General features: G+C 49.5%; 11 protein-coding genes. 2 read left to right on the top strand and 9 right to left on the bottom strand.

Translation table 11 applies throughout. The features are described from left to right. Window positions 1–43: 43 nt before the first annotated feature. The 5 genes from Q366_RS01105 to Q366_RS01085 all read right to left on the bottom strand — a co-directional run bounded on the left by Q366_RS01105 (window position 44) and on the right by Q366_RS01085 (window position 5246). The gene (locus tag Q366_RS01105) at window positions 44–1507 is read right to left on the bottom strand and encodes a cobyrinic acid a,c-diamide synthase CobB (RefSeq protein ID WP_035235562.1); all 1464 of its coding nucleotides are present in this window, start codon (window positions 1505–1507) and stop codon (window positions 44–46) included. Between the two features lie 18 nt (window positions 1508–1525). After that, a complete protein-coding gene (locus tag Q366_RS01100) occupies window positions 1526–1786 on the bottom strand; it encodes a dissimilatory sulfite reductase D family protein (protein WP_035235561.1) in 261 nt (86 codons plus the stop codon). A gap of 99 nt (window positions 1787–1885) precedes the next feature. Next, complete coding sequence (dsrB, locus tag Q366_RS01095; RefSeq protein ID WP_035235560.1) at window positions 1886–3034, bottom strand: dissimilatory-type sulfite reductase subunit beta; 1149 nt, start codon at window positions 3032–3034, stop codon at window positions 1886–1888. Between the two features lie 16 nt (window positions 3035–3050). Beyond that, window positions 3051–4376, bottom strand: coding sequence for a dissimilatory-type sulfite reductase subunit alpha (dsrA, locus tag Q366_RS01090; RefSeq protein WP_035235559.1), 1326 nt, complete (start codon window positions 4374–4376; stop codon window positions 3051–3053). Window positions 4377–4577: 201 nt separating this feature from the next. Further along, on the bottom strand, window positions 4578–5246 hold the full coding sequence (locus Q366_RS01085; protein WP_035235555.1) for a tetratricopeptide repeat protein: 669 nt from the start codon (window positions 5244–5246) through the stop codon (window positions 4578–4580). Between the two features lie 202 nt (window positions 5247–5448). On the opposite strand from Q366_RS01085, the gene dapA reads away from it, so the two are divergent. Further along, on the top strand, window positions 5449–6483 hold the full coding sequence (dapA, locus tag Q366_RS01080) for a 4-hydroxy-tetrahydrodipicolinate synthase (protein ID WP_035235553.1): 1035 nt from the start codon (window positions 5449–5451) through the stop codon (window positions 6481–6483). A 250-nt stretch (window positions 6484–6733) separates the two neighbouring features. On the opposite strand, the gene Q366_RS01075 is transcribed toward dapA, so the two are convergent. Next, window positions 6734–7564, bottom strand: a complete 831-nt coding sequence (locus Q366_RS01075; RefSeq protein ID WP_035235552.1) for a YkgJ family cysteine cluster protein — start codon at window positions 7562–7564, stop codon at window positions 6734–6736. Between the two features lie 300 nt (window positions 7565–7864). On the opposite strand from Q366_RS01075, the gene galU reads away from it, so the two are divergent. Beyond that, complete coding sequence (gene galU, locus Q366_RS01070; protein ID WP_035235550.1) at window positions 7865–8740, top strand: UTP--glucose-1-phosphate uridylyltransferase GalU; 876 nt, start codon at window positions 7865–7867, stop codon at window positions 8738–8740. Between the two features lie 27 nt (window positions 8741–8767). Here galU and Q366_RS01065 read toward each other — a convergent pair whose 3' ends face one another. Genes Q366_RS01065 through Q366_RS01055 form a run of 3 tightly spaced genes read right to left on the bottom strand, consistent with a single transcriptional unit; the run spans window position 8768 to window position 13075 of the window. Next, a complete protein-coding gene (locus tag Q366_RS01065) occupies window positions 8768–9340 on the bottom strand; it encodes a lytic transglycosylase domain-containing protein (protein ID WP_245619837.1) in 573 nt (190 codons plus the stop codon). Window positions 9341–9374: 34 nt separating this feature from the next. After that, on the bottom strand, window positions 9375–9761 hold the full coding sequence (locus Q366_RS01060) for a hypothetical protein (RefSeq protein WP_035235546.1): 387 nt from the start codon (window positions 9759–9761) through the stop codon (window positions 9375–9377). A 47-nt stretch (window positions 9762–9808) separates the two neighbouring features. Continuing rightward, window positions 9809–13075, bottom strand: a complete 3267-nt coding sequence (locus Q366_RS01055) for a UvrD-helicase domain-containing protein (RefSeq protein ID WP_035235545.1) — start codon at window positions 13073–13075, stop codon at window positions 9809–9811. Window positions 13076–13179 lie beyond the last annotated feature (104 nt).

Genomic DNA, 13179 nt, shown 5'->3' with positions numbered 1-13179 from the left:
ATTTGGAAATTTGAAATTCCGGTACCAGCGTAAGGACCGCTGATTATAAAATTTGCGGTCCTGATGCTTTAAATCGTCTGGCCTGGGCAATCAGGGAGGGTGCCCAGCAGGTGGTGCCAAGGGCATGGATGTGGGTGTAGGTGCCAAAGGTATTGTCTTTGAAAAATCCGTCCTTTTTTTCAAGAATCCCCTTGCCCCGGGTCATTTTAAATGCCATGGCAGTATCACCATAATCAATGGACAGCACTTTGGAGTACCGGAATTCATGGCCGCGCAACACTTCGCCTCTGGCATAAAAGGGATTTTCATTCACCACCTCGACTTCAGTATAGCCATGACCCTGGGGCTGTTTGGAAAGCCCAAACCGTAAAGGCAGAATTCCGGCCATGGTGTAAACTACATCATCAAGACAAATGCTCTCGCCAAGAAATATCAGGCCGCCGCACTCGGCATAAATGGGAAGGCCTTTACGGGACAGGGCTTTTAAATTATCCCTGAATGCCTGATTGGCAGACAGCTGGGCTGCATGGGTTTCAGGAAAGCCGCCGCCCATGTAGATGGCGTCAACATCGGGGATGTCGGACTGGGATAAAGGGCTGATGAATTTAATCCGGGCCCCCAGATTTTTTAAGGCTTCAAGATTATCCGGATAATAGAACTGAAATGCGGAATCCCGGACAACACCAATGGTAACATTGGGGGGTCCATTGAAGTTATTCGTTGCCGCCTTTGGTTTTTTCTCCGTATTAACGCTCGGAATAGCGTCCTGGCGTGCGTTGTCAACAACCGGCAGGCCATGCCCCTTATACGAAATGACCCGCCGAAACAGTTCATCCGTATCAATATTATCCAAGGCCACCTGCCTTGCCCGGGCCAGGGACGCATCGCTTTCTTCGTGTTCTTCGGAAGTAACAAGTCCCATATGACGTTCAGGAAAATCTTCCTGCTTAAGCTTTGGCAATGCACCGAGAACCGGGATATTGCAAAAGCGTTCAATATTTGCCCGAACTTTTCCCTCGTGACGCTTTCCTGCCAGACGGTTAAGGATAACCCCGCAAATATTGATATCCGGGTCAAACTGCATGCAGCCCATGAGTACAGCAGCCATGGTTCGGGTGGATTTGGTGCAGTCCAGCACCAGTACCACCGGCAGATCCAGCAGCTTGGCAAGTTCGCTTGTGGAGGTGGTCCCATTCATGTCAATACCGTCGTAAAGGCCGCGGTTGCCCTCGACCATGGCAATATCACAGGATTGAGAATGGGCAAGATAAGAGGCTTGTACGACCGACTGGGCGCACAGATAGGTATCAAGATTATAGCAGGGGCGACCGGCTGCCCGTGATAGCCAGCCGGCGTCAATATAGTCAGGGCCTTTCTTAAACGGGGCCACTGTTATATTCCGGGCTCTCCATGCGGCAGTTATCCCAAGGGATATTATTGTCTTGCCTGAACCACCCCTGAGTCCGGCAATCACAACTCCAGGGATTTTTTCCCTACTGGCGATCATGGAATAAGCAATTAAATTCTATTCTTCGCCTTCGGAGGAATGCTGGATTCCAGCACCCTTAAGACCATACATGGTTGTGGATCCAGATGACCAGAATTCAAGGATTTCGTTTTCAACCATTTTGTTAACAACTTTTTTAATTTCCCGGGGTTTGTCATCGGGGAAAATTTTGTAAAAGTCTTTAATGTAGAATTTGGTTTTGCTGCCTGCCTTTTTTTCAAGCCAGTCAACAACGGCTTTCTGGGCTGCCTCTTTATCATTGAGAAGGTCGCTGCTCATGTTAGACTCCTTTGGTTTTAAAGGGATAGACCGGAGAACAAAATGTGCCCCGGTCCATCCAATATTAAATAATGTTCAAATACGTGTCAGGTATCCTGACTAGAATTTGAACTGAGTGGACTGACGCCAGCTCATGTATGCCTGCTGACGGAAATCGTCAATCAGGTGGTGGGTGAAGTCAAGTTCACAAGCACTAAAGAATTTTTCCCATCCAATTCTTTCTGCCCAGTCGCCCAGACGTTCGTATTTGTTGGCACCGTTTGAATAGGCGTTAACAATCTTTTTGATGGCCTCGGTCATGGACGGCCAGCGGGGCATTTCGTTGGGCAGGAAGGCCACAACAACCTTGGAGAACTTGGGATCGGAAATACGGTTGGACACCTTACCACCAGCCATGAGAACAATACCGTCACCTTCGGTGTCGGCAAGGGGCATGGAGGGGCACATGGTGTAACAGTTACCGCAGTACATACAACGTTCGCTTTTAACCTCAACTGATTTTACTTCAGTACCGTTGGGCAGGGTCACCTTGGCAGGTTTAATGGCTGCGGTGGGGCAGGCAGAAACGGCCAGGGGAATTTCGCAAACCTTGTCCAGGTATTCATGATCAAGCATTGGCGGTTTTCTGTGATACCCGAGGATGGCGATATCAGAGCAGTGAACCGCACCACACATGTTCAGGCAGCATGCCATGGAAACACGGAGCTGGGCCGGCATTTTCATCTGCTGAAAATCATCAAACAGGGCGTCCATGGTGACCTTTACAGTACCGGAGGCATCTGTTGCCGGGGTGTGGCAGTGAATCCAGCCCTGGGTGTGAACGATATTGGTGATACCGGCACCTGTACCGCCGATGGGGAACTTCAAGGAACCACCAGGGAACTTTCTGGAAGCCAGATCGTTCTTCAAAGGCTCTACTTTATCCTTGGAATCAACCATGAACTCAATGTTGTTACGGGTGGTGAACCGAACATACCCGTCGCAATGTTTGTCCGCAATATCGCAGATTTCATTGATGTGCGAGGTGGACATCAGGCGGCATCCGCCAACCCTTACGGTGTATACTTCATCTCCGGACTCGCCAACGTGTACCAGTACGCCGGGCTCAAGGATTTCATGATGAGACCATTTGCCTTTATTGTTTGCGATAACAGGAGGATAAAATTCGTTGTAGTCTCTGGGACCGATGTCGGTGATCCTGTTTTCCATCGGTTTCCCGGGATCATACCCTGTAGAAATAAATGCCATTATGATTCTCCCTATTTTATCTTAAGTGATGTTTTCTGTATTCTTCAACGTCACGCTCCCAGCCACCAGTCACTTCGTCTTCTTTCCAGAAGATGTAGGGGTTGGTTCTCGGATAGGCAACATGCTGGGGCATCGCTTCAATGCCGGTCACTTCCAGAAGTTTCTGGAAGCCCTGACGCATGATCAGCTCGCCAAGACGTTCACGGTTCTTGCCCTCTTCCATCCACCAATCCCAGACATTTTCAATAACTTCTGTAATTTCTTCGTAATCATTGTCAGGATTAACTTCAATAAAAGGAACAAGCAGAGAACCCATCTGGGCACCATCAAGGATCGGCGCTTTGGCACCACAGAGAATGGACAGGCCAGTCTCTTTACCCACCTTAAGGGCTCTGGGCATAACATTGATACAGTGCATGCAGCGGGTGCAGTTGGCATTGTCAATGGTCAGTTTTTTGTTTTCGAACTTCATGCAGCCTGTGGGGCAAAGTCCGGTAACTTCCTTTTCAATGTCAAAGGGGCCCCAGTCTTTACCTTTATGGGCACCGGCATTGGCAGGATAAGCAGGATCATTTTCAACATATTTGTTAACCGCGTCCTGATCAATGCGGATGTCGTCTTTCCAGGTACCGATGAAGGACATATCGGAACGTGCGATGGAGGCAACACAGCAGTTGGGACAGCCGTCAAATTTAAATTTAAACTTGTAGGGGAAAGCCGGACGATGCAGCTCATCCTGATACTCGTTGGTCAGGAAATGGCAAAGTGCGCTGGTGTCGTAACAGGCATATTCACATCTGGACTGGCCAAGGCAGTCAGCCGGAGTTCTTAAGTTGGAACCGGAACCGCCCAGATCCTGGTTGAAGTCATGTGTCAGTGTCCAGAACACTTCTTCAAGCTGGGGAGTGGTGGTACCCAGAAGAATGATATCGCCGGTGGCGCCATGCATATTGGTAACTCCGGAACCTCTGAAGTCCCACAGATCCGTCAGTTTTCTCAAGTATTCTGTGCTGTAGTACTTACCGCAGGGCTGATTTACGCGCATGGTGTGAAAATGTTCAACACCGGGGAACAGTTTGGGCTGGTCGCAGTAACGGCCGATAACGCCGCCGCCGTAACCGAATACACCAACGATCCCGCCGTGTTTCCAGTGGGTACGTCCATGTTTGTAAGAAAGTTCCAAAACACCAAGAAGATCGTCTACGCAATCCTGGGGGATCTGAAATTCAACGCCTTTTTCGTTTTTGGCTCTGACTTCTGCCTGCTGTTTCAGGTCAGAAACAAAGCTAGGCCACGGGCCGGATTCCAGCTCGTCCAGTAAAGGAGTTTCATGCTTCGCCATTTACTTACCTCCGTTAAAAGTTGATTTACATGCAACAATGAAAAGATTTTTCCAACTTTCCATCAATATTCTTTTTTCCTATCATTTCAAAACGTTAGTGAGAAATAAACGTTTTGAATCATACATTATAAGCAAAATAACATAGCTGATATAGAATTTATACGTCCGCATGTCAATAAAAACCTGTCATCGCAGGTGTGATTATGCGTTCCGGTGAGGGGCAAGCTCATCCAGCAGTGCCGGGTTGACTTCAAAACCTAAATCCACGGCAATATCGCAATGCTCAATGGCCCGTTTATAATCTTCAAGTTCAAGATAGGCCACGGCCAGGTTGTTATGGGCAACGGGGAATTTAGGTTCCACGGACAGGGCCTGGAGGTTGGCCTTGATCCCCTCTTCAATCAACCCTTTCATGAAATAGGCAGTGCCCAGAGTCGTATAGGCCTGAATAAAATTCTTATTGTGGATAATGGCTTTTTTTAAATTTTTAATTGCCTTGTCCACTTTTTCCTCATCTTCCTTGGCATCCTCGCCGTTCACCAGCTGCAGCAGAACAAAGGCCATATTCCCATAGCCTTCGGCAAAGCCGGCCCGGGCCTTGGTGGCCTGCTGGTTGAACCGGAAACATCCCTCAAGGTCACCACGCTGCAGACACAGGCCACCAAGTTGCACATAGGCCTCGGCCAGGCTGGGGCTGCACTCAATGGCGTCATGAAGCACGTTTTCTGCTTCGGCAAACTCCTGCTTGCCAATCAGTGCAACAGCCAGATTATAGTGGGTTGTGCCGCATTCGGCGTTTTGGAGCAGTGCTTGTCTGAGTCTCGCGATCTGCTCGTCTGCATTTTGGGGCAGGTTTTTGGAATCGGCCATTTATGTCTCCTTTGGCTCTTTTATGACTTTATCATTGTGTTTAAACAAAAATTTTATATAATAAATTTTTTCGTTCGGGTGTCAAGGTCTTTCAGGGAAACTTAAAAACACCTGCCCTGTAAAAAAATTGACACAACGTCTTTTTTGGCAAATTGTTTTATCCGCGCATACCGCGCAAATAACCATCAGGAGTTTGTAAGTTATGGAACAAGGATGCTATACCGCACTTATCACCCCGTTCACCCCGGCAGGAGATCTGGACCGGGACGGCCTGTCCGCACTCATTGATTTCCAGATTGAAAACCGGATTTCCGGAATTCTTGCCACCGGCACCACCGGTGAAAGCCCCACATTCAAATGGGAAGAACATAATCAGGTGATTGATCTGACTGCCAAACAGACCAGGGGCAAGTGCAAATGCATCGCCGGCACCGGCTCAAACAACACGACTGAAGCCTTAAACGGCACGTCCCATGCTGCAGAACAGGGCGTGGACAGTGTGCTTCTGGTGGATCCCTATTACAATGGACCGTCCTCCCTTGAAATCAGGCGGGAATATTACGAGGTGGTGGCAAGGGAAACCCCGGGCCTGGATATCATTCCTTATATTATACCGGGCCGTACCGGTGCACAGATGCTGCCCCAGGATCTTGCCATACTTGCGGACAACTATGCCAATGTGACCAGTGTCAAGGAAGCCACCGGCGATATAGACAACATGAAGCTGACCAGAAAACTTTGCGGGGACAGTTTCAATATCTTTTCCGGGGACGACGCCCTGGTCTGCCGCATCATGGCAGACGAACAGATCCGGGCCTGCGGTGCCATTTCAGTCATGTCAAATATTGCACCGGCATCCATGACCCAAATGGTTGAACTGCTTAACCAGGGCAAAAGAGAAGAGGCCATTGCCATTCAGACCGCATTGTCTCCGTTGCTGGATATTGTGGTGATCACCACTGAAGAAGCCAGCAAATACGGGCTTGTCAAGTGCCGGGCCAGAAATCCTTTGCCCCTGAAAACCATGATGCAGATCCTTGGCATGCCGGCCGGCCCCTGCCGCCCCCCCCTGGGAAAAATGACCCAAAAAGGATTTGATATGGCGCTTTCTGCTTTAAAAAAAGTGCAGGCAGACAATCCTGAAATTTTGGCGCCGATTGCCTCGTTTTTTAATCTGGATATTGATGCCCGCCTTAATGATTCGGCAGCCCATGAAGCATTATGGTATAACTACTAAACAGTCAATGTCATAAAGTTAAGAAACTTTTCAGATTAAAACCACGAAGTTCACGAAGAACACGAAGTTTAGTTCTCTAATATCTTCTATCTTCGTGAACTTCGTGTTCTTCGTGGTAAAATAAAATCTGAATGCTTAAGTTTATGGCATTGACTAAACAGTACCCCCCCAAAAAATCAAATAAACAGGCGCGCCGCAAAAGGATTTCTGCGGCGCGCCTGTCTGCTTTACGGATTGCCGTAAGGGCACATTATTCTTCAGCGGCAGTAGTATCCCCGCTTTTTTCTTTCGGATTAAACATCTCCTCTCCGGTATGAAAAAAAGTGGTTTTCAGCCATTCAAATCCGAACTGAAGCAGTTTCACATCATCCTCTTTAATCTGGGCCACCCGTTCTTCAGGGATCTTGTACCGGGTCAGAAAAGAGGATTCAAACACGAACCGCTTAAACTTATCCAGATTATAGCACACCATGAAAAACATCTGTTTGGCCTGTTCAGACAGCTGCATGCTGGGCGGCAAAGATTTTTTACGGACCATGAGATCCAGCCAGCCTTCATTGACCTCGTCACGCAGATCAACCCCCTGGTCTTCACGCCATTCCCCTACGGTCCATTCGTCTGTTTCATCAAAGCCTTTGCAATGGGCTTCCTTGATCATGAAAAAGAACTCATCCTTTTCACCCTGCTCCCCGGAGTAGCTCAAAGATCCCACGCCAAGGGGGTAGTACCGGCAGGTGGTGGGACGGTCTTCATAAATCACACACCCTTCCTTGTCCTGGACAAACGGGCAGGACCGGCGCTCATCATCAAGGAGTTTGAGGGTCACCACAGGCATGTCTGCTTTTTCAAGAAGCTGGGGGGTGGTAAATATGGCCAGAAATTTTTCCGAATCCACGTCCAGTTTTTTGCGCATGGTTAAAATATCATAGGGGGTGAGCATGATATCAATCCCCCTGCAGCAGTCGGTAAAACAGGAGACACCTTTATGGCATTTGAATTTAAACCGGCTTCTAAGACTAAGCTGCTCCGGCGGAATTTCCGCTTGGGGCTGTGTTTCATCTGTCTGATTTTCAGCGTTCATTCACTATTTCCTCGTCAATTAATAACACGCAGTGTAAAGGTCAAATACCATACTTGAAATAGGCAATAATGTCAATCGGATAGCCTGGAACCTCCGGCGAACGTATTCCCAAGCCTGCAGGATAGTTGATTTTGGGTTTGACACGGCAGCCCCTCTTAATCTAAAAACAACGTAGTTTGAACATAAAAAACTTCGACTGAAATAACCGTTCAAACACGAACAACATATTCGGGTCTGTTCTGACAGGCCCTGCCCCGAACACCAGGGAGAATTTCAGTATCAAGCATTCAAGGAGTCATTATGAAAGTGAAAAAAGCGGTATTTCCGGTAGCAGGTCTTGGCACCCGTTTCATCCCGGCCACCAAAGCCATGGCCAAGGAGATGCTGACCGTGGTGGACAAACCCATTATCCAGTATGCTGTTGAAGAGGCGTTTGCCGCCGGCATTGAACAGATTATCTTTGTCACGGGCCGGGGGAAAAAGGCTCTGGAAGACCACTTTGACCGCAGTTATGAATTAGAAACCATGCTCAAAACCAAGGGAAAAACAGACCTGCTGCGGCAGGTCAATGAACTGGTTCCAAAAACCGGTACCATTGTCTACACCCGCCAGCATGATCCTCTGGGACTTGGCCATGCCATCTGGTGCGCCAGGGATATTGTGGGGGACGAACCCTTTGCCGTGGTTCTGGCCGATGATATGATCCAGACCCCGGGCAAGCCGGTGCTCACCAAAATGGTGGAAAAATTTGAACGGTTCCGCGCCTCCATTGCCGCTGTCATGGAAGTGGAAAAGGACCAGACCGATAAATACGGCATTCTGGATGCAAGCCCGCTGGAAGAGGATATGATAAGAATCAGTGACATGGTGGAAAAACCCAAACCCGAAGAGGCCCCGTCCAACCTGGCCATTGTGGGCCGGTACATCCTCACGCCCAAAATCTGGGAATACCTCGGAAAAAAACAGGCCGGTGCCGGCGGTGAAATTCAGCTCACAGATGCCATGAAAGGGCTTTTAACCGAACAGCCGATCTTTGGATATAAATTCAAAGGAACCCGGTTTGATTGCGGGGACAAGGTCGGGTTTCAAATGGCCAATCTTTCCTTTGCCCTTGAACGACCGGAAATGCGCGGCAAACTTCTCGACTTCGTAAAAACCATCAAAACTGATTCATAAGGGATCCAGGAAAAAAAGACCGGATTTTCAGCCGTTTTTATACCGTGAATACAAAGCCATCACCCGTTGTATATAGGTCTGGGTCTCTTCATAGGGCGGAATTGCCTTGTACTTGTCCACGGTCGATGGGCCGGCGTTATAGGCCGCAAGCGCGAGCGCAAGTTTCTCATTATACCGGATGAGCATCCGCTTGAGATACCGGGTGCCGCCCATGATATTCTGGAACGGATCAAAGGGGTTTGAGATATTCAGGGAGGCATCGTTCCGGGGCATGATCTGCATGAGCCCACGGGCCCCTTTGCCGGACACGGCATTGGGGTTAAAACTGGACTCCGCATGGATCACGGCCTTGATCAATGCGTGGTCCACACCAAAGGCACCGGCGGCCTTGAGAATAATATTGTCGTAGAGATCAGGCCCGGCCTTGAATCTTCTTATCCGGGCCTGTACACTGTTCTTCCCTTTTTCCTTAAGAAAAAGGGTATAGCCTTGGGTGGTGGGCGTATTGGTAAAATACATCACACCATCCGCGTCAATATACCGGTATATATCCCCCTGGGCTGTGCAGGGGAATATCAGACACAGACCTGTGAAAAGCAAAAATGCCGCCCAACGGTGCGGAATCTTTACAGCTCTATTTTTTTTTGCGCTTCTCAACCCGGTCCCTGTACGCCTTTAATGCAAGTTTTTCCGGAAACTTAGGGTTGGCCACGTATCGCCCGGTATTTTCAAGAAAGGTTTTTACCAGATTTTCCAGCACAGCATCTTTTTCATGATCCATGATCATGTTACGTTCCAGCCGGTATCGATATTCAACGGGCGATCCCAATGTATCCAAAATATCGTGAAAGTCAGTATCAGACAGCGGTTCAGATGCAAACAATGACGTTTCCACAGGAATCTTCATTGTCGCGGTCATCCTCACCACCCAGGCATCTGCCCCGATTTTTCTCGAATCGTCAAAAATTTCAAGGCAGTGGCCATGGTCAAAATCTATTTTTTTATAAGGTGTCCGTTCCATTTTTTAATTTTTTATTAGCCTGTTATTATTATATTTTTTGACAGAATTTAAAATAATTCCAGCTGAATATCCTTGTCTTTTTGTTTTTTAACCTGCTTTTTTCCCTTTTCATACCGGGCCAGTTCCTTTTCTATATCATCAATAAAAAAGGACCGGATTCTTTGCTGGCCCCGGCCGAATATGCGTCTTTTTCGTGCATATGTCAAATAGAGCATCTCCTTTGCCCGGGTCATGGCCACGTAAAAAAGGCGACGTTCTTCATCCGGGTCTTCCACGGTTTTCCCATCCCGGGCAAAGGGGATCGAGCCGTTTTCGCATCCTGTAAGAAAAACCACTGGGAATTCAAGGCCCTTGGCCGCATGTATGGTCATCAAAGAGACCTTTTCAACCCCTTTGTCCAGAAAATCAGGATCCTGGTCCAGCCTCAGGGCGTCCAGAAGATCACAGGCAGAGGGATACCGGTCTGCCAGTATCTTGAGCCGCTGCCATGCCGGTGCCAGTTTTTCATCGGTCTGGCCCAGGGCCTTGATGTCCAGCCAGCCCCCCAGGGTATCAAGAAGCGCTGACGTGTCCAGGGGTGCTGAAAGCGCTGCCATCCCGGGTAAAAATTGTGCAAACTGCTGCCGGTCTGCGTCACTGCCGCGACCAAGAAAAATCCGCACCAGGGCCAACACCTCTTTTATGCCGGCCATGTCCACCCAGTGTTCCCGGTCCGCCGTCTGAAAAGGGATACCGGCCTTCTCAAAGGCCCGGGCAAATGCCTGGGCCTGCTGCCGGGTGCGGTAGAGAACGGCAAAGTCGGAAAAGGCATATTCCCTGTCTGTTTCGAGGTCCGGGCCCGTGCCCTTGTCCATGGACAGAAAAGAGAGCCCCCCGACGCCTTTTTCAATGATCTTTCCCACGGTAACTGCCTCGGCACTTTCGCTGGCCGTTTCATTGATCGAAATCTTTTGTGTGCTGTCAAGGCTTGCATAAATTTTACGTGCCTCATTTCCGGGGTCTCCGCTGGTGCAAATCACCTGGAAAGAGGCGTCCAGAATGGTCTGGGTGGACCGGTAATTCCGGCGCAGGCGGATCTGTTCGCACCCGGGGAAATCCTGTTCAAACCGCCTGAAAAACCGGCTGTCCGATCCCCTGAATCCGTAGATGGACTGATCAGGGTCACCAATCACGAAAATGTGACTGTTTTGTGCAAGAAGCCGCACCAGCCTGTACTGGCCCAGGTTCAGGTCCTGGTACTCATCCACAAAAATAAATTTATACCGGTGACGCACCTGTTCAAGCAGGGCCGCATCCCTGGAAAAAAGCCTGAAACAGATGAAAATCAAATCTTCAAAATCTGCCAGACCGCGTTCCTGAAGCATCTGGTCATAGGTTTGGTACACCCCGGGCCAGACCGGATCAAAGCCGTCTTTACTGCTGCTTGCGGCGTCACCCAAGGTGTCATCGTAAGGTTCCTTGAATTGCTGCTTTTGCCGGCTGATCCAGGCATCCAGTTTTGACACTGTTTTTTGGGGTACCTTTTTTTCGCCCGTCACGGCTTTGAAGGCCAGTCCCAGCATCTCAAAGCGCAGGTCATCCTCCATCAGCCCTCGCTTGAAATCTGAATACTGCTTAAGCAGTTTAAGACAGAATCCGTGAAAGGTGGCTGCTGTCACAAATTGCCCGCCCTGGGGAATAAAGGATTCAATCCGGCCGGCAAGTTCGCCTGCCGCCTTATTTGTAAAGGTCAAGGCCAGGATGTTTTCAGGGGCGGACCGGTTTTCCCGGAGCAGCCAGGCAATTCTGGCCGTAAGGGTACGGGTTTTCCCCGTGCCCGGCCCGGCCTGGATCACCACGGCCCGGGATTCGGATTTAACCGCCCTCTCCTGCTCCGGGTTCAGCCCGTCCAGGATATGTCCGGGGGCAACGGATGCCGCGGTCTCTTTTTTTTCAGGTGACGGCAATGCCGCATCTTTGCTTTGGGGCGTTTGACGGCAAAGCGGTGCATTGACCGTTGTTTTTGCTTTTTTACGGGGCAAAGGGCCGGTGAACAGGCTTTTTTCACCCTGGATATGCGCTTTTTCCTCCGGGGTAAAAATATTGACCTTTCCATACTCACCGTCAAACCCGGGGTCAATGTGAATATCCCCGTCTCTCATCTTTTGTATGGCCCGGGCAAGTAATGGCACACCGGCACCTTCAATGATTTCCGGTGAAAGCTGTGTGAGTATGGCAAGTTCCGGCCCCAGGGCATTAATCGCCTTATCATATTGGGTTTTCACCTTTTTGGTATTGGGACCCACCCCAAAAATCTGGGATAAAATATCTGCCAGGGGCACCACATAGGAATGGGGATGCCGGTTTTCAGGTTTAAACCCGTCCGGCCTGTCAGCCAGTTCCCGGACCCGGTAAAGCACGCCCAGGGTCAACGGTTTCCCGCATTGGGGACAAATTCCGCCCAAAGCCGCAGTTTCATCGGGATTGAGACACACCCCGCATTTGCGGTGGCCGTCATAGTGGTATTTTCCCTGGTGGGGATACATATCCAGGGTGCCTTTGTAGGCTGTAAGATCATGGGTTTCAAGGGCACGCCGCACCGCGCCAAAGGCCAGATCCGTATCAAACACCGAAGCGTTGCGGCCCAGAAATCCAGGGGAATGGGCGTCTGAGTTGGATATCAGCCGGACCCTGTCCAGATTTTTCACCCGCCAGTTCATGGGCGGATCCGATGACAAGCCAGTCTCACAGGCAAAGATATGGGAACTTAAATCACCAAAGCATTCCTCAATGGTATCAAATCCGGACTTGGACCCGAACATGGAAAACCAGGGTGTCCAGATATGGGCCGGGACAAAAAAGCCCTGGTCAGATGTTTCCAGCATGATCTCCAGCAGATTTCTTGCATCCAGCCCGAGAATGGGGCGGCCATCGGATTTGATATTGCCGATGGCATCCAGGCGGGCATTGAACTTCTTTGCCGTGTCCAGATCCGGCATATAGACCAGGTTATGGTTTTTGCGGACTTTTTCGTCCTTCTTATATATATTGGAGATCTCAGCCTGGAGGATAAAACGCACAGGTCCTTTGCACGGGGCCGGCACATCGGCGTCAATCTGCCTTGCAATCTCATTTTTTAATGCAAACAGCCCGGGTTCGGCAGGCACAAGCTTTGTCTCGATCTCCTGGATCCAGGCAGGATGGGTAAAATCCCCTGTGCCCACCAGGGTAATGCCTTTAACCTGGGCGTTGAGGTAAATATGCTCCAGGTCCAGATTTTTGGCCGTGGCCCGGGAATATTTTGAATGGATATGCAGATCTGCTATATATTTCATTGAACCTTGTCCGTGGAAAATTAATTGAGTGTCAGGCTATTATGTACATGATTTGCCCTTAATTTAAAAGTATAGGAATTTCTATTTCCGAACACCTAAAACCT

The organism is Desulfobacter vibrioformis DSM 8776 (genome assembly GCF_000745975.1).
Taxonomy (GTDB): Bacteria; Desulfobacterota; Desulfobacteria; order Desulfobacterales; family Desulfobacteraceae; genus Desulfobacter; species Desulfobacter vibrioformis.
This window is presented reverse-complemented; position numbering and strand designations above follow the sequence as displayed.

Bases quoted from the DNA above. Each gene is read 5' to 3' on its own strand.
- Q366_RS01105 (WP_035235562.1), bottom strand. From the start codon at position 1,507: ATGATCGCCAGTAGGGAAAAAATCCCTGGAGTTGTGATTGCCGGACTC.
- Q366_RS01100 (WP_035235561.1), bottom strand. From the start codon at position 1,786: ATGAGCAGCGACCTTCTCAATGATAAAGAGGCAGCCCAGAAAGCCGTT.
- dsrB (WP_035235560.1), bottom strand. From the start codon at position 3,034: ATGGCATTTATTTCTACAGGGTATGATCCCGGGAAACCGATGGAAAAC.
- dsrA (WP_035235559.1), bottom strand. From the start codon at position 4,376: ATGGCGAAGCATGAAACTCCTTTACTGGACGAGCTGGAATCCGGCCCG.
- Q366_RS01085 (WP_035235555.1), bottom strand. From the start codon at position 5,246: ATGGCCGATTCCAAAAACCTGCCCCAAAATGCAGACGAGCAGATCGCG.
- dapA (WP_035235553.1), top strand. From the start codon at position 5,449: ATGGAACAAGGATGCTATACCGCACTTATCACCCCGTTCACCCCGGCA.
- Q366_RS01075 (WP_035235552.1), bottom strand. From the start codon at position 7,564: ATGAACGCTGAAAATCAGACAGATGAAACACAGCCCCAAGCGGAAATT.
- galU (WP_035235550.1), top strand. From the start codon at position 7,865: ATGAAAGTGAAAAAAGCGGTATTTCCGGTAGCAGGTCTTGGCACCCGT.
- Q366_RS01060 (WP_035235546.1), bottom strand. From the start codon at position 9,761: ATGGAACGGACACCTTATAAAAAAATAGATTTTGACCATGGCCACTGC.
- Q366_RS01055 (WP_035235545.1), bottom strand. From the start codon at position 13,075: ATGAAATATATAGCAGATCTGCATATCCATTCAAAATATTCCCGGGCC.